The organism is Psychrilyobacter sp. (genome assembly GCF_049671765.1).
Taxonomy (GTDB): Bacteria; Fusobacteriota; Fusobacteriia; order Fusobacteriales; family Fusobacteriaceae; genus Psychrilyobacter.
This window is the reverse complement of record NZ_JBATVM010000046.1, coordinates 1-16727: the sequence shown is the minus strand read 5'-3', so window position 1 is coordinate 16727 and position 16727 is coordinate 1. Positions and strand designations below refer to the sequence as shown.

General features: G+C 31.0%; 16 protein-coding genes. 2 read left to right on the top strand and 14 right to left on the bottom strand.

What is annotated here, in order from left to right; translation table 11 throughout:
• Positions 1–81: 81 nt before the first annotated feature.
• The 14 genes from WBG30_RS02085 to trpE all read right to left on the bottom strand — a co-directional run bounded on the left by WBG30_RS02085 (position 82) and on the right by trpE (position 14251).
• Positions 82–897 (bottom strand): shikimate dehydrogenase family protein, encoded by an 816-nt coding sequence (locus WBG30_RS02085; RefSeq protein ID WP_424502985.1) that lies wholly within the window; start codon positions 895–897, stop codon positions 82–84.
• Positions 887–1957 carry a chorismate mutase gene (locus tag WBG30_RS02080; protein ID WP_424502984.1) on the bottom strand — a complete coding sequence of 357 codons (1071 nt, stop codon included), beginning with the start codon at positions 1955–1957 and terminating at the stop codon, positions 887–889. Before WBG30_RS02080 ends, WBG30_RS02085 begins: the two co-directional genes overlap by 11 nt.
• A 10-nt stretch (positions 1958–1967) precedes the next feature.
• Positions 1968–3047, bottom strand: a complete 1080-nt coding sequence (gene aroC, locus WBG30_RS02075) for a chorismate synthase (RefSeq protein WP_424502983.1) — start codon at positions 3045–3047, stop codon at positions 1968–1970.
• Positions 3048–3269: 222 nt separating this feature from the next.
• The gene (aroA, locus tag WBG30_RS02070; RefSeq protein ID WP_424502982.1) at positions 3270–4544 is read right to left on the bottom strand and encodes a 3-phosphoshikimate 1-carboxyvinyltransferase; all 1275 of its coding nucleotides are present in this window, start codon (positions 4542–4544) and stop codon (positions 3270–3272) included.
• Positions 4545–4554: 10 nt separating this feature from the next.
• Positions 4555–5622, bottom strand: a complete 1068-nt coding sequence (aroB, locus tag WBG30_RS02065) for a 3-dehydroquinate synthase (protein ID WP_424502981.1) — start codon at positions 5620–5622, stop codon at positions 4555–4557.
• Positions 5623–5624: 2 nt separating this feature from the next.
• Complete coding sequence (locus tag WBG30_RS02060) at positions 5625–6470, bottom strand: prephenate dehydrogenase (protein WP_424502980.1); 846 nt, start codon at positions 6468–6470, stop codon at positions 5625–5627.
• A 64-nt stretch (positions 6471–6534) separates the two neighbouring features.
• Entirely contained in the window at positions 6535–7548 is a 1014-nt protein-coding gene (aroF, locus tag WBG30_RS02055; RefSeq protein ID WP_424502986.1) for a 3-deoxy-7-phosphoheptulonate synthase, read from the bottom strand.
• Between the two features lie 342 nt (positions 7549–7890).
• Positions 7891–8664 (bottom strand): tryptophan synthase subunit alpha, encoded by a 774-nt coding sequence (gene trpA / locus WBG30_RS02050; RefSeq protein WP_424502979.1) that lies wholly within the window; start codon positions 8662–8664, stop codon positions 7891–7893.
• A 4-nt stretch (positions 8665–8668) separates the two neighbouring features.
• Entirely contained in the window at positions 8669–9838 is a 1170-nt protein-coding gene (trpB, locus tag WBG30_RS02045; RefSeq protein ID WP_424502978.1) for a tryptophan synthase subunit beta, read from the bottom strand.
• The gene (locus WBG30_RS02040) at positions 9831–10460 is read right to left on the bottom strand and encodes a phosphoribosylanthranilate isomerase (protein ID WP_424502977.1); all 630 of its coding nucleotides are present in this window, start codon (positions 10458–10460) and stop codon (positions 9831–9833) included. Before WBG30_RS02040 ends, trpB begins: the two co-directional genes overlap by 8 nt.
• Positions 10461–10462: 2 nt before the next feature.
• Positions 10463–11236 carry an indole-3-glycerol phosphate synthase TrpC gene (trpC, locus tag WBG30_RS02035; protein ID WP_424502976.1) on the bottom strand — a complete coding sequence of 258 codons (774 nt, stop codon included), beginning with the start codon at positions 11234–11236 and terminating at the stop codon, positions 10463–10465.
• A 24-nt stretch (positions 11237–11260) separates the two neighbouring features.
• Entirely contained in the window at positions 11261–12271 is a 1011-nt protein-coding gene (gene trpD, locus WBG30_RS02030) for an anthranilate phosphoribosyltransferase (protein WP_424502975.1), read from the bottom strand.
• Complete coding sequence (locus tag WBG30_RS02025; protein ID WP_424502974.1) at positions 12268–12840, bottom strand: anthranilate synthase component II; 573 nt, start codon at positions 12838–12840, stop codon at positions 12268–12270. The genes trpD and WBG30_RS02025 overlap by 4 nt, the downstream gene beginning before the upstream one ends.
• Positions 12841–12853: 13 nt before the next feature.
• Positions 12854–14251, bottom strand: coding sequence for an anthranilate synthase component I (trpE, locus tag WBG30_RS02020; protein WP_424502973.1), 1398 nt, complete (start codon positions 14249–14251; stop codon positions 12854–12856).
• Between the two features lie 467 nt (positions 14252–14718).
• Here trpE and WBG30_RS02015 point away from each other — a divergent pair, with 467 nt between their 5' ends.
• Together WBG30_RS02015 and WBG30_RS02010 are read left to right on the top strand one after the other, a co-directional pair.
• Positions 14719–15705 (top strand): S66 family peptidase, encoded by a 987-nt coding sequence (locus WBG30_RS02015; protein WP_424502972.1) that lies wholly within the window; start codon positions 14719–14721, stop codon positions 15703–15705.
• Positions 15706–15939: 234 nt separating this feature from the next.
• A complete protein-coding gene (locus WBG30_RS02010; RefSeq protein WP_424502971.1) occupies positions 15940–16515 on the top strand; it encodes a flavodoxin family protein in 576 nt (191 codons plus the stop codon).
• Positions 16516–16727: the final 212 nt, after the last annotated feature.

The following is a 16727-nucleotide window of genomic DNA, read 5'->3' as shown; positions in this document are numbered from 1 at the left end:
TTCTTTACCATTGTGAATACCGTATCTACAATATTTTTATCTTTCGATCTTTTAGCTAATATTCCCACTTTCTCCCCCTTTTTATTTATTATATATCAATGACTCCATTTTTTCATATATTTCTAATGTCTCAGTTTCTGATACTTCTCTTTCTTGCCATATTTTTTCTGCTTTTATAGCCTGTCCTACAAGCATTAATAGGCCATTTGATCCTATTTCAAATCCCTTTAGAAATTTAGTTTTTTCAGGATTATAAATAAGGTCTATCCCAGCCTTGTATTCTTTTTTTTCTTCTATATCTAGTATACTACATTCTATGTTAGGATACATCCCACAAGGTGTACAATTAACTATTAAATTTTTCTCAGATATAGATTTCAATTCAGTATAAGAAATAATATTTAAAGTTTTAAAAGTTTTAAAGTTAATTTTAGCTTTCTCTATATCTCTAGTCACTAAGTAATTTTCTCCACCTAGATCTTCTAGACATTTAACTACTGCTCTAGCTGAACCTCCAGCACCGCAGATAAAGTTTTTTTTATCTTTTATTTCTAATTTTAATTTCGTTATTATCATTTTAAATCCATAATAATCTGTGTTATAGCCGATTAACTTCCCACCTTTAGAAATTACAGTATTAACTGCCCCTATTTCTTTAGCTTCTACAGATATTTCATCTAAATATTCTATGATATCTGTTTTATAAGGGATAGTTATATTAATTCCTAATAATTTCCCAGATCTTAATTTTTTTACTACTTCTACAATATTGTTACGTGGAACCTCTATCAATGAGTATTCACCATTGATCTTAAATTTATCAAAAATCATATTATGAATTATAGGAGAATAACTATGACCTAACTTCTCTCCTATTAAAGCATATTTATTTTTCATAACTACCAATCACCTCAAAATATTTGTTTTTTTCCTCTATCTTTTCTATGGTAGGTTTTAATATTTCATAGTTCCCTTCTAATTCTACAAAAAAAATATATTCCCAAGGAGAATTTTTAAGCGGTCTTGATTTTATACTTAACATATTGATTCCATATTCACTAAATTTTCCTAAAACGCTAGAAAGATCTCCAGATTTATTATATGTAGAAAATGCTACCATAATTCTATTATGCTCTTTATTTACAATTAATTTATTTCCAATAACCATAAATTTAGTCGTATTATCTTCATGTGTATTGATATTTTTTGCTAATATATCCAAATTATAGATCTCCGCAGTTTCAGCACTTCCTATAGCACCTTTAGTTACATCATTTATTTCACTTATATATTTTGCACTTATAGCTGTATTATAATATGGTATTTCTTTATAACCTCTCCCCTTTAAAAAAGTTTGAGATTGTTTAAATCCTTGAACATGGGAATAGATTTCTTTAATATCACTTAATTTAGACCCCTTTACCCCTAATAAATTGTGATCTATTTTGAGTTCTATAATATCTATTATGTAGGCATTATATTTTTTCATAAGATCAAAATTATCTGTAATATCACCTGTATAGGAGTTTTCAATAGGAAGTACTCCTACCTCTATCTCTTTATTTTTTAATGCCGTAAATACATCTTCAAAATTTTGATAAGATTTGAGAAGTTCATCTTTATATTTAGTTTTTAGCGCTAAATAACTAAATGATCCTGGAATCCCTTGATATCCTACCACTTTATCTAGTCCTAGAATAGACTCTTGGAAACTTCTAGATATCTTCATATTTCCTTCTAAAAATTTAATATAGTATTTTTTTAATCTTTTATCCGTAACCCTTTTAGAGTTTTTTTCTATAACTACTTTTTCACGGGCTAAATCTAGTACTTCCATCTCCGTACTCTGTTTATATTTTGCTATTCCTTCTACAACTTCCATTCTCTTCACAAATAATTTTGCCATTTCTTCATCTATTTTATTTATTTCAGTTCTCAATTGATCTAATTTTTTCATTTTCACCATCCTAAGATACCACCAAAAAATCTAAAATTCCTATAGCTGCCATGGCTTCTACTACCACTAAAGCTCTCGGGACTATACAGGGGTCGTGCCGTCCTATAATCTTAAATTTTGTTTCCTCATTAGTTTTCATATTTATAGTTTCTTGATCCTTTGATATAGAAGGAGTTGGTTTTATAGCTACTTTAAAATTTATAGGCATTCCATTGGTAATTCCTCCTAATACTCCACCGTTATTATTAGTTTTAGTTTTTACCTTACTACCATCTATATAAATATTATCGTTGGCTTCACTTCCAAATAGGTTGGTTATTCCAAATCCAGCTCCAAATTCTACACCTTTCACAGCAGGTATAGAGTACATCAAACCTGCTAATTGACTCTCAATAGAATTAAAAAATGGATTTCCAACTCCAGGACTCATTCCTATAATTGAACATTCTATTATTCCTCCTAGGGAGTCACACTGGCTCTTTGCATGGAGTATCTTTTCACGACTTAGTTCTTCTAAAGTTTCATCTAAAAATGGGAGCTGCTTCTCCGCTAATTTTTTAAAACTTTCTACATTTAGATCACTTTCACAAAAATCTCTGTCTTGGAGGCCTTTTATACTTTTTATATGGGTTCCTATATAGATTCCTTTACCCATCAATATTTGTTTTGCTACTGCCCCTGCAAATACAATAGGAGCTGTCAATCTACCAGAAAAATGACCTCCTCCCCGGTAATCGTTATATCCATTATATCTTTTATATCCAGTATAATCAGCATGAGCTGGTCTAGCTATATCCTTTATTTTACTATAATCTCTTGATTGTTGATCTCTATTTCTAATTAGTATACTAAGAGGTGCTCCTGTAGTATAACCATTAAAATATCCACTTAAAATTTCAAAAGTATCCGCTTCTTTTCTCGCAGTTGTAAGCTCATTTTTACCTGTAGCACGCCTTTGCAACTCGGATTTTATGAAATCTAGATCTAACTCAATCCCTGCTGGCAATCCATCAATTGTAATTCCTATTCCTACACCGTGGGATTCTCCAAACAGTGATAATTTTATATTTTTTCCCCAAGTTGAACCCATATTTATTTCACCTTTCCCTTTATAGTTTTCTCACATTTAAAATTAATTCTAATTAGAATTAATTTTAATAATCGTGACATCACCAAATTTAAGATTAGAAGAAAGACCGCTAAAGCAATCTTTCTTCTATTTTTAAGTTAAAATCTTAAAGCCATAAAATAAAAGCTAATTTTTTTATTTTTGTGATAATTTGTGTTATTCGTGACTTCAATTTTTTCTTTTTTATCTCTCTATTATTTCTATATTACCATTTAGGCTCTTAAAATCTTCCCAAAAATTTGGGTATGATTTTTTTACTGAATTTGCTCCTGTAAGAACTATAGGTTCTTCACATCTGCTACTAGCTACTGCAAGTGCCATGGCGACTCTATGATCGTTCCAAGCATCTACTTCTACCCCACCCTTTAAGTTCTTTACTCCTTCTATAATCATTCCATTTTCTGTTTCTACTATATTAGCTCCTAATTTATTGAGCTCAGTTGTCATAGAAGTTATCCTATCTGATTCTTTTATTCGGAGTCTACCAGCGTTAATTATTTTAGTAGTCCCCTTACTCAAACTAGCTAAAACCGCTACTATAGGTCCTAAATCTGGGCATTGGCTCAAATCAACTGTTGTTCCTACTGATTGTTTTCCACCTATACTTATTACACTTTCATCTATTGTTAAATCTCCACCCATATCTTTTAATATCTTTATTATCTCTCTATCACCTTGTAATGAATTTGGGTTCATTCCAAGACAGTTGATACCATCATTTAAAAATCCTGCTACTAACCAAAAAGCTACTTGGGAAAAATCTCCCTCTACTCTATAATCATGAGCTTTATATCCTTGATTTCCAGGAACAATAAATTTTTCATAATTTTCATTGATTATTTTAATACCAAATCTATTTAAAATATCTAAAGTTAAATCTATATATCCTTTCGATTCTAAATTAGTAGTTATAATTATTTCAGACTCACCATCTAATTTTGGCAATGTATACAGTAATCCAGTTATAAATTGAGAACTAATGTCTCCCCTTACCTCAAATTTTCCAGATTTTAATTTACCATCAATAGTTAACGGAAGTTCTTCTACACCTCGGCTATATTTTATTCCTTGTTTATCAAATATCTCATGGAATACGTTTAATGGTCTAGTAGTTAGTCTTCCTTCTCCTACAAATATTACTTCTCCATCTGCCAATAGAGATATAGGTATCATAAACCTGATTGTAGATCCTGATTCTCCACAACTTATAGTACTGTTTATCCTCTTTAGCTTCTTTGATCCTGTAATAACTTCATAATCTTCAAATACTTTTATCTCTACACCTAAATCTTTCATAGCTTGAGTTGTTACAGTTATATCGTTTGAAAAATTAAGGTTTGTTATAATACTTTTTCCTTCGGCTAATGATCCTGCAATTATAGCTCTATGTGCTAGACTTTTAGATGGTGGTATCACCACATTTCCTTTTAATTCCTTTGGAATTATTCTGATTTTCATATCTACCCTCCTACCCTACAAAACTCATATTTGTAATTTCTTCTTCTACGACCTTTTTTATCTCTACTTTGCCTATTTCAGATAAAAGTATAAAATTTAATATTCCTGATATATTTTTTTTATCAGTTTTCATAATCTCTATAAGATCTTCTAATTTAACTTTATCCTCTATAGGAAGTTCATATTTTTTCAAAATTTCCTTTATTTTTTCTGATTCACCTATTTTTGTTACTCCTAATCTTTCTCCTAATTTGGTTATCTCATACATACCTATAGAAATTGCTTCTCCATGAGTATACTTACCATAATTATAATATTTTTCAATTGCGTGTCCTAGAGTATGACCAAAATTTAATATCATCCGTAATCCTAGGTCTAGCTCATCTATTTCTACTACTTTTGCTTTTATTTCACAACACCTTTTGATAATTTTTTCTATATCTTCCATAGAATTCTTTAGGCCTTCTTTTTTTAGTAGATAGTCAAAAAATTCATTATCATAGATAGCACCATATTTTATTACTTCTGCCATTCCACTTCTAACTTCTCTCTCCTCTAAGGTTTCGAGAAGGTCAGGGTCAATAATTACCATCTTAGGTTGATAAAAACTACCTACCAAATTTTTCCCCCGACTTGTATCTACAGCAACCTTTCCTCCTACACTACTGTCTACTTGAGCCAATAATGTGGTTGGTATTTGGATAAAATCTAAACCTCTATATATTGTAGAAGCTGCAAATCCAGCCAAATCTCCTACAACACCACCACCAAAAGCTACAAGTAGGTCTCCTCTTTTGATTCCTGCATCAACTATTTTTTCATATACATCAGTCAATATATCAAAGTTCTTACTTTCTTCCCCTGCATCAAAGACTATCTTTGATGCTATATAACCTGATTTTTTTAAATTTCCTATTAACTTATCTCCATAGAGTTTATCTACATTTGTATCAGTCACTACAACTATTTTTTTCTTCTTATAGATCTTTGATATGTATTTTCCGACCTCTTCAAATATTCCTCTTTCTATAAAAATATCATACGATTTCTCATCTAAATTTATATGTAATTTTTCCATTCTTAAGATATCTCCTTTCTCCTTACGGTAGATTTTCTAAACTCTTCTTTAAGGGATTCACTATCTCCTGTTTTTAAAGAATTCTTTATTATATCTAAACTCTCCTCAAATTTTTCTATCTTTTTTATAAGATTTTCTTTATTTCCCATAAATAACTTATCCCATAGTTCTTCATTTATCATAGCTATACGAGTTAGATCCCGGTATGAATCGCCTATAAATACATTGGTATCAAAGTTTTTCTCATCTGAGTTAACTAACGCAACTGCTATTGCATGAGTTAATTGACTGGTAAAAGATATTATTTCATCGTGTTTTTCAGGAGTTATCCGAGAAATTTTCTTAAACCCCATTTTATATGCCAGCATTTCTATGAAATCTAAATTTTTCTCATTATTTAAAGGGTGAGGAGTTATTATAAAGTTAGCTCCGTTAAATATCTCTTTACTCGAATTCCATACTCCTTGCACTTCCTTTCCTGCCATGGGATGAGCTCCCACAAAGTCTATTCCTGACGGAAGTTTTTCTAATATTTTGTCTATCAAATCTCCCTTTACTCCTACTGCATCTGTAATAATAGTATTAGGTTTAAAGTTATTTTTATTTTTATCTATAAATTCTTCTACTAGGTTAGGATAGAGACAAATTACTACTAGGTCACTTTCAGATAGAGGAAGTTTAGGATCTATAAATCCTTTATCTATTATACCTTCAGATTCTGCATAAGAGAGAGCTTTTTCATCTAAATCTATCCCATAAATCGTATCAAATTCGTCTCTCAATGTTTTCGCATAACATCCACCTATTAGTCCTAATCCTACTATACTCAATGTTTTTTTCTTCTTCATAATATTCTCCCTTTCCCCCTCTCCCCCCACTTAATTTAAGAGGGGGAACCAAAGGAGACGTTAATTACATCTTTTTCCCGACTACCTCTAATATCTTACTTACATCTACTACTAATTCTTCAAATTGCTCTGGTCTAAGTGACTGTGCTCCATCACATAGAGCATTTTCAGGATCATTGTGTACCTCTATCATCAGTCCATCTGCTCCTACTGCTGCTGCTGCCATAGCTAGTTTCTTTACCATCCATCTCTTTCCTGTAGCATGACTTGGGTCTACAATTACTGGTAAGTGACTTAATTTTTTTACTGCTAATACTGCACTTAAATCTAGTGTGTTTCTTGTATATTTCTCATATGTTCTAATTCCTCTTTCACATAATATTACTTTTGAATTTCCTCCTGCCATTATATATTCAGCAGACATCAACCACTCTTCGATAGTAGCTGATAACCCTCTTTTTAATAAAATTGGCTTATCTATCTTTCCAAGAGCTTTTAAAAGATCAAAGTTCTGCATATTTCTAGCTCCTACTTGGATTATATCTACTTCTTCAGCATATTTTCCTACTAATTCTACTGACATAATTTCAGTTACTATTGGCATTCCAGTTTCTTTCCTAGCTTCTTTTAATAGGTCTAATCCCTCTAATTCCATTCCTTGGAAAGCATATGGAGATGTTCTTGGTTTGTATGCTCCTCCACGTAATATTTGAGATCCTGATTTTTTTACTGATCTCGCTACTTCTAAAATTTGATCTCTTGATTCTACCGAACAAGGCCCAGACATAATAGTAAAATTTCCTTCTCCAATTTTTATTCCATTTACATCTATTATTGTACTTTCCTCTTGCATCTTTCTATTAGCTTTTTTAAATGGTTCTTGTATTCTTGTTACCTTTTCTACTCCTTCTATTGCTTCAATATCTCTTATGCTCAATTTTGATGTATCTCCTACTATCCCTAAAACTCCATATTCTTTACCTGATATATCCTTTATCTCCATTCCTAAATTTTCAAATACTTTTACAATGTTATTCACTTGATCAGTTGTGGCACCTTTTTTCAATTTAATTATCATCATTTTTCCTCCAATATATCTAAATTTTTATATTACCTTATAAAATAAAAAAACCTGTTCTATATAGAACAGGTTTACAATTTTTTCTAATAAAAAGACCTATATATAAAATATAGGTCTACAATTAAAAATTTTATTTTGACAAATTGCCTTAAGTTTAATAAACCTGTTGGTTATGAAATTGGATTGCTTTTCAATTCATACCAATATCTAAAGCCCTTCATTACCATTTGATTTACCTCCCTAAATTTTATTTGAAATAATTATACTCCTATTGCATCTCTTTGTCAAACCTTTTTTATTTTTTTTTATTTTTTTCTAAATTTTGTTTCATTTTATTCTTCAATTTCCTTTTAGTTCTCTGACTTTTTTTTCTATAATTTCTATATCACCATTAGTCTCATGGACTAATTTTACAATAGCTGACCCAACTATAGCACCATCTGCTATACTATGTATCTTTTCTACATGTTCTCTGGTAGATATCCCAAAACCAACTGCCAAAGGTAAATCTGTTTCCTCCCTAACGTCTTCTAAAAAACTTTTTAAATCAACTTCAAATTTCTCTCTTACTCCAGTTACACCGAAAGATGATATGCAATAGACAAAACCACTACCTCCACAATTAATTATATTTTTCAATCTTTCCTTGGAATTAGGAGCAACCAACGGTATTAAATCTATGCCACTTCCCACTATAAATTCACTAATTTCTTCCCTCTCTTCTAAGGGAAGATCTGGTATTATGAGTCCATCTATACCAGTTTCCTGACATTTCTTTATAAAATTTTCTATTCCTTGACTCAGAATAGTATTAAAGTAAATTAAAAATACCAAGGGTATATCTGTCTTTTCTCTAGCTTTTTTTACAATTTCAAATATCTTAAACAGAGTAGTCCCATTATCTAACGCTCTCTTGCCCGCTGCTTGAATAATAGGTCCATCAGCTATAGGGTCTGAATACGGTACTCCTAATTCTATTATATCAGCCCCTCCTTTTTCCATGGCATAGATAAGTTGTTCTGTTTTCTCTAAACTAGGATCTCCAGCTGTTATATATGTTATTAGCGCCTTTTTCTCCCCTAATTCTTTAAATTTTTTCTCAATCCTACTCATAGTTTTATTCTCCTCCTAAATATTCGGCTACTGTATGGATATCTTTATCTCCACGTCCCGATACATTTATTACTAATATTTGATCTTTTCTCATCTTAGGAGCTAATTTTACTGCATAAGCTATCGCATGGGAACTTTCAAGAGCTGGCATTATTCCCTCTTGCCTAGTCAATAATTTAAATCCTTCTAAAGCTTCTTTATCTGTTACAGATTCATATTTCACCCTTTTTATATCATGTAGATGTGCGTGCTCTGGTCCTACTCCTGGATAATCTAACCCAGCAGATATAGAGTGTGCTGGCGTTATGTTACCCTCATCATCGCAGAGCATATAAGTTTTCATACCATGTATCACTCCTACACTCCCACAAAATGCTGCTGCATGCTGTCCTGTTCCTATCCCATACCCAGCTGCTTCTACTCCATAGAGAGCTACCTTTTCATCTTTTATAAAATCATAAAACATCCCCATAGCATTAGACCCTCCCCCTACACAGGCGATTATTGCATCTGGAAGCTTCCCTTCAGCTTTTATTATTTGAGACTTAGTTTCCTCTCCTATTATTTTTTGAAAATCTCTTACCATAGTTGGATATGGATGAGGTCCCACCACTGATCCAATAACATAAAATGTATCTCCTACTCTCTGAACCCATTTTCTTATAGCTTCATTGGTTGCATCTTTTAATGTTCCTGTTCCAGATGATACACCAGTCACCTTCGCTCCCAATAGTTTCATCTTAAAAACATTTATTTTCTGTCTTTCCATATCTTCTACACCCATGAAAACTTCACATTCCATCCCAAACAACGCTGCTCCTGTGGCTGTGGCTACTCCATGTTGTCCTGCTCCCGTTTCAGCTATTACTTTCTTTTTACCCATTCTTTTAGCAAGTAAGATCTGACCCAAAACATTATTTATTTTATGGGCTCCAGTGTGATTTAGATCCTCTCTTTTTAAGTATATCTTTGGACCACCTAATTTTTCACTCATTTTTTCAGCGTAAAATAAAGGTGTTTCACGACCTACGTACTCTTTTAAATAATATCTGTATTCTTTCATAAATTCCGGATCATTTTTCGCTTTTTCATAAGCCACTTCTAAATTTTTTAATGGATTCATCAATGTTTCAGCTACATATTGTCCACCAAATTTCCCAAATTTCCTATTCATTTTCCCCACCTCTTTTTATTTTTAAAATAATTTTCTTTATTTTCTCTTCATCTTTAAACCCATCTGTTTCTACACCTGAACTGAGATCTATAATATAAGGATTTACCTTTTCTACAGCTTCTAATATATTTTTAGAATTTATTCCTCCAGCTAAAGCAATCTTATATTTTTTACTCATTCCTTCGATTAATTCCCAATTGAAAATTTCACCACTTCCACCTTTAACTTTTTTATTATAAGCATCTAAAAGACATAGGTCTGTATCTTCTTTGTATTTTAAGATCCTTTCTTCTATTCCTCTATCCTTTACTGAAAAGGCTTTCCAAATTTCATACTGATGTCTAAAATGGCCACAATACTCTGCTGTTTCCTCCCCGTGAAACTGAAGTATATCTAATCCACAGTATTTTGCTATTTCTTCTACATTTTTCCTCGTTTCATCTACAAATACTCCTACAGTTTTTATCCTTTTATCCAATCTGTCTATCAATTCTTTAGCCTTTTCTTTATCTACCTTTCTCTTACTCTCAGCAAAAACAAATCCAACGTAATCAGGTAAATTTTTATTCACCATCTCTATGTCTTCTACTCTTTGCAATCCACATATTTTTATTTTTGTCATCTTTATCTCCTTGCTGCACTCTTAAATTTCCTTGCTAATTCACTTATATTCTCACACTTCATAAATACTTCTCCAATTAAAACTCCATCTACTCCAACTTCTTCTAATTTTTTTATATCTACTTCATCTTTTATTCCACTTTCAGATATTATCACTTTATCTTTTGGAATTAATTTTGCCATCTCAAATGTTGTATTTAAATCCACCTTAAAAGTTTTTAAATTCCTATTATTTATACCAATTATCATAGCTCCTGCTTGTAGAGCTATCTCAATTTCTTCCTTTGTATGCGTTTCTACTAAGGTATCCATTCCTAATTTCTTAGCTATTTGTATAAATTTTTTCAATTTATTTCCATCTAATATTGCCACTATCAAAAGTATTGCTGAAGCTCCTAATATTTTTGCTTCATATATTTGTACTTCATCTATTATAAAATCTTTTCTCAAAATGGGTATTTTTATATTATTTGCTATCTTTTCTAAATATTCTGGACTACCTAAAAAAAACTCTTCCTCTGTTAATACAGATACCGCATCTACACATTTTTCATATTCTATAGCTAGTTCCAGCGGATCAAATTTTTCTTTTATTAATCCCTTGGATGGCGATGCTTTTTTCACTTCCCCAATTATAGATAGTCCCTCTTTTTGAAGCACTTCCATAAAACTAGATTTAGACTCTTCTTTTTCAGCTTGTTCCTTTAGTAACTTTATATCTAAATTTAGTTCTTTTAGCCTTATTTTCTTTTTTTCTACTATCTTATCTAAGATCATATTTTACCTCTCTTTTTTATAAATTCATCTATTTGTTATCTCTACCAATTCTTCTAATTTACTAAGAGCTTTTCCACTTTCTATTATCTTTCTTGCCATTTCTATTCCCTCTTTAATAGACGATGCTTTTTTCCCCACATATAATGCGGCACCACTATTAAGGATCAATATATCTTTTTTTGCTCCTACAATATTCCCATTAAAGATTTCTTTTATTATCTGAGCATTTTCTTTAGGGTCTCCCCCTTTCAATTCCTTATTATCGCTTCTTTTTATTCCAAAATCTTCTGGTTTTATATAATAAGAGTTAATTTTACCATCTTTTAATTCACTTACTTTTGTTTTATCAGTTACTGTTATCTCATCCATTCCATCCATTCCATGTACAATCAGTACATGTTCAGTTCCTATTTTTTTTATAGCCTCTGCCATGAGTTCAGTTAATTCTTCATTAAATACTCCCAATACTTGCCCATTGGCTTTAGCAGGATTTGTAAGAGGCCCCAACATATTGAATATCGTTCTAAACCCTAGTTCTTTTCTCACTGGCGCTGCATATTTCATAGAGCTGTGAAAAGTAGGAGCATATAAAAATCCTAAACCTATCTTTTCTATGCATTCCTTTACCTTCTTTGTGCTTATATCTATTTTTATATCTAAAGCTTCTAGTACATCTGCACTCCCAGACTTACTAGATACCGATCTATTCCCATGTTTTACTACAGTCACTCCTCCAGCAGCTACTACAAAGGCTGATGCTGTAGAAATATTATATGTATTTGCACCATCTCCTCCTGTCCCGCAGGTATCTACAGTATATCCCCCACCTAAGTCTAACTGCACGGCTTTTTCCCTCATCACTTTAGCTCCACCACTTATTTCTTCTGAAGTTTCTCCCTTCATCCTTAGAGCTGTTAAAAAACTTGCTATGCAAACCTCACTTACTCTCCCGTCCATTATCTCCGTCATCGCATAGATCATTTGAGATTCTGTAAGATTTCTACCACTAACTAATTTATCAATTATTTTAATCATATACTTCCTCCTACAACAAAATTTTCTATCATTTTCATTCCTTCAGGTGTATATATAGATTCAGGATGAAACTGCAATCCTACAAGTTTATATTTTTTATGCCTAATTGCCATTATCTCTCCATCATCAGTTCTCGCTATTATCTCCAATTCTTTATTCAGTGTTTCCTCTACAATAGCTAAAGAATGATATCTTGCTACTTGTGTATATTGAGTTACATCACTAAATATTCCATCTTTTGAATGAATTATTTTAGATGCTTTTCCATGAAATACTTCCTTGGCATAAGATACTGTTCCACCAAATGCTTCTCCTATAGCTTGATGCCCTAGACATATTCCCAAGATAGGATATTTTTTATACAATTTTTTTATAAGTTCTATACATATTCCCGCGTCTTTAGGAGTTTTAGGCCCCGGCGATATAACTATCATATCTGGATTTAGCGCGTCTATATCTTCTACACTTATCTCATCATTTCTAAAAACTCTTATATTTTTTTCAAATCTTCCCAAATACTGATATAGATTATATGTAAATGAATCGTAATTATCTATTAAAATTATCATTAATGCCTCCTAATTATCTGTTGATTGCAGTTACCAAAGCTCTTATTTTGTTTCTACATTCTTCATATTCATTTTCTGGAATAGAATCTCCTGTAATCCCTGCTCCCGCCTGTAAATACACCTTTTCATTTTTTATAACCATAGTTCTAATTGCTATACAAGTATCCATATCTCCTCCATAGGAGAAATATCCAACTGCCCCACCATATATTCCTCTTCTATCTTTTTCTAATTCCTCTATTATTTCCATAGCTCTTACTTTTGGAGCTCCTGATAATGTTCCTGCCGGTAATATTGAAGAAAGTACAGAAAAATTAGTTTCATCTTCTTTTTTCTCCCCTTCAACTAAAGAAACCAAATGCATCACATGGGAATAGTTTTGCACTTTCATAAATTGTGTCACTTCTACACTATCTATTTTAGAAACTTTCCCCACATCATTTCGAGCCAAATCCACTAACATTACATGTTCTGCAACTTCCTTTTCATCATTTATCAGGTCTTCTGCCAACATTTTATCTTCTTCTAGATTTTCTCCCCGTCTCCTTGTTCCTGCTATTGGACAGGTATATATTTTATTTTCTTTTACCTCTACTAGCATCTCAGGGGAACTTCCAGCTATCTGATAATCTCCAAAATTTATATAAAATAAATATGGAGATGGATTTGTAATCCTTAATTTTCTGTACAAATCAAATGGTTTTTCTTTTGTCTCCATCTCCCACCTTTGTGATAGCACAACTTGAAAAATATCCCCTTCATAGATATATTTTTGTGCCTTTTCTACATTTTCCATAAACTCTTCCTTTGTTATATTTCCTTTTAACTTCCCTTTAGTTTCAACATTTTCTTTCGTTTTTAATTTCATGTCTACGCTATTTCCCAGGGTATTTACCATCTCTATGAATTTAATATCTGCTTTTAATTCTCCTTCGCTATCTGATGTTTCTATTACAGTCAATATAATATTTTGGTGAAAGTGGTCAAATACAATTCCTTCTTTAAAAAACATTAGATCTGAATCTGGTGTTCCTATATTATCTGAATTCTTATTCAATAATTTTTCATGTTCCCTTACCATATCGTATCCTATGGTTCCGTATGCTCCTCCAATATATACTTTTTCCTCATCTTTTAAAGAATATTCTTTTATATATCCCTCTACAATTTCCATAAACTTCTTTCCATCCTTTTTTATCTTTTCGCCATCTAACTCATACTTAGATCCAAAACTTTTTAACCTTCTAAATGGATTTTTAGCTATAAATGAATATCTCCCTTTTTTGTCATCTCGACTTTCAAAGAGTAATCCTACTCTATTTCCTACATATTTTTTAAAAACAGTAACCGGGGTTTCGATGTCTCCCGTTATTGTCTTTGTGTATACTTTCATAATTTTTTTATTTTTCATCTTATTCCTCCTTTTTTTACCTAATTCATCTACAAACTTATATAAAAAAAGCCCACACTTTAATTTAAGTAGGCTTTCCCTTAGAAAAATATAACAAAAAACCTGCTCATAGTGAACAGGCCATTAATCTTTAAAAATCAAATTTTATATATAAAATTAATAGATCGATTTATTCCCTAAACCTGGTCCACATGTTAAAGCTATTTTATTTGTTGAATTATCGCTTTTCCACCACCAAGTAAATCTAATCATCTCTATCTCCTTTTAATATTTTATTACAAATACTATATAATTTAATTGTTCTTTTGTCAAATTTTTTTTAAAATCTAGGTACTCTGTCTCATTTTTTTTTAAACGTTTACACTTTATATACAATTATAAAATCAATAAAACATTGTAAAATTTAACCTATTCTTGTTATCATAATAGTTATAAAAGATATAAGATCATTAACAAGGGGGATTACAATGGAATTTAAATTAAAAAGAGGAGACGGTATTGGGATTTTTTCACCAGCGACTCCTATAACAAAAATTGCACCTAAAAGATACAACAGAGGAAAAGAGTTCTTAGAGAAAAAAGGGTTTAAAATAATAGAAGGAAAACTTACAGGGAAAAGTGATTTTTATAGATCGGGAACTATAAAAGAAAGAGCCGAGGAACTTAATGAATTAATCAGAAATCCAGAAGTTAGATGTATTATGTCTACAATTGGAGGATCTAACTCTAATTCTTTATTACCTTATATAGACTACGAGGCTTTTATAAAAAATCCTAAAATTGTGATTGGTTATTCTGATGTGACAGCAATATTAATGGGAATATATGCTAAAACTGGAATAAAAACATTTTATGGACCAGCTATTGTTGCATCTTTTGGAGAATTAGAACCTTATAATGAATTAACTTATAAATATTTTGAGGATATTTTTGTAAAAGATATTAATAGTGAATATGAATATAAAATCCCAGAATGTTGGACAGAAGAATATATAAATTGGGAAGAACAAATTAGACCTAAAGTTAAAAATAAAAATAACTGGATTTCTTTAAAAGGTGGAGAGGTTGAAGGGAGACTAATAGTTGGGAATTTAAATACTATTACTGGAATATGGGGAAGCCAGTATATGCCTGAAATAAAGAAAGGTGATATTTTATTGATAGAAGATTCTTTAAAAGATATTGCTACTATTGAAAGAAGTTTTTCCTTTCTTAAAATAAATGGAGTCTTCGATAAAATCGGTGGTTTAATATTAGGTAAACATGAGCTATTTAATGATAAAAGTACTGGCAGAAAGCCCTATGAGGTCCTTTTAGAAATTTTAGGAGAGTATGATTTTCCTTTTCTCGCTGATGTGGACTGCTGTCATACCCACCCTATGTTTACAATGGCAATAGGATCACAGATAAGATTAGATACGACTAATAAGCAAATAATCCTTTTAAATCGTTAATACAGAAAAAATTTAAAGTTAAAAATAATAAATGAGGTGAAAATTATGAAACTTAATGCTTTAATTCCTGAATTAACAGTTTTAAATATAGATGTTAGTTTAAATTATTAGGAGAAAAACATTTTTTAGTAATGGATACTGACGGCTATTTACTACGATTTTTAGAAAGTTTAGGGGAAAAGTGATTCCCAAGTAAATAAAAATACTAAAATAAATTTAGATTAGGAGATATCTATGAAGGAAAAATGGATTGCAGTTATTGGAAGTCCCAGAAAAGGTGAAAATACAGATAGATTAACTGACCTTGCAATAGAAGCTTTAAACAATAAAAATATAGAAGTAAAAAAATATTACCTGAACAGTAAAAATATTTTTGGATGTAATGCCTGTGAATACTGCATTACAAATGAGGTTTGCAATATTACAGATGATATAACAGAGATAATCAATGAAATAAAGGTTTCTGACGGATATATCTTTGCTGCACCTTCATATAACTACAATGTAAGTTCTCAAATGAAAATATTGATGGACAGAACATTTTGCCTAAATGATTACTCGAATAACAGTTGGAAGTCAAAACTGGATCCAGGGAAAAAAGCCATAATAATTGGTGTCTGCAAAGGAAAGAGTATGGATTCTATGGGGTATACCATGGAAGCTATGAGAAAACCTATAGATGAATTAGGTGTTAAAATAATTGATGAAATAAGATATTTTGACACAAAACATAATCCTGTTATTAGTAATCCTGAGATAAAGAAAGAATTAGTTTTTAGAATTACTAATAATTTAGAATTTAAAAGGTAATTTTTAAAACAAAAAATATACATTAGCAATAATACATAAGGGGGAAAATATAATGAAAAAATAACCCATATAGTAACCATAGCAAGAGACGATGAGAATGCGGAAATTAAAATTTTAAGTCCCTGTGAAGTTTGCCAAGAAAGATTAAGCTATTTTGGAAAAAAAGTCAGATGTGCAATTACAACCAAAGAAAATACTCTAGAATTTAAGAC

Coding starts and splice junctions, on each gene's coding strand:
- WBG30_RS02085 (WP_424502985.1), bottom strand. CDS start 897: ATGAAAAATAAATATGCTTTAATAGGAGAGAAGTTAGGTCATAGTTAT.
- WBG30_RS02080 (WP_424502984.1), bottom strand. CDS start 1,957: ATGAAAAAATTAGATCAATTGAGAACTGAAATAAATAAAATAGATGAA.
- aroC (WP_424502983.1), bottom strand. CDS start 3,047: ATGGGTTCAACTTGGGGAAAAAATATAAAATTATCACTGTTTGGAGAA.
- aroA (WP_424502982.1), bottom strand. CDS start 4,544: ATGAAAATCAGAATAATTCCAAAGGAATTAAAAGGAAATGTGGTGATA.
- aroB (WP_424502981.1), bottom strand. CDS start 5,622: ATGGAAAAATTACATATAAATTTAGATGAGAAATCGTATGATATTTTT.
- WBG30_RS02060 (WP_424502980.1), bottom strand. CDS start 6,470: ATGAAGAAGAAAAAAACATTGAGTATAGTAGGATTAGGACTAATAGGT.
- aroF (WP_424502986.1), bottom strand. CDS start 7,548: ATGATAATTAAATTGAAAAAAGGTGCCACAACTGATCAAGTGAATAAC.
- trpA (WP_424502979.1), bottom strand. CDS start 8,664: ATGAGTAGGATTGAGAAAAAATTTAAAGAATTAGGGGAGAAAAAGGCG.
- trpB (WP_424502978.1), bottom strand. CDS start 9,838: ATGAATAGGAAATTTGGGAAATTTGGTGGACAATATGTAGCTGAAACA.
- WBG30_RS02040 (WP_424502977.1), bottom strand. CDS start 10,460: ATGACAAAAATAAAAATATGTGGATTGCAAAGAGTAGAAGACATAGAG.
- trpC (WP_424502976.1), bottom strand. CDS start 11,236: ATGATCTTAGATAAGATAGTAGAAAAAAAGAAAATAAGGCTAAAAGAA.
- trpD (WP_424502975.1), bottom strand. CDS start 12,271: ATGATTAAAATAATTGATAAATTAGTTAGTGGTAGAAATCTTACAGAA.
- WBG30_RS02025 (WP_424502974.1), bottom strand. CDS start 12,840: ATGATAATTTTAATAGATAATTACGATTCATTTACATATAATCTATAT.
- trpE (WP_424502973.1), bottom strand. CDS start 14,251: ATGAAAAATAAAAAAATTATGAAAGTATACACAAAGACAATAACGGGA.
- WBG30_RS02015 (WP_424502972.1), top strand. CDS start 14,719: ATGGAATTTAAATTAAAAAGAGGAGACGGTATTGGGATTTTTTCACCA.
- WBG30_RS02010 (WP_424502971.1), top strand. CDS start 15,940: ATGAAGGAAAAATGGATTGCAGTTATTGGAAGTCCCAGAAAAGGTGAA.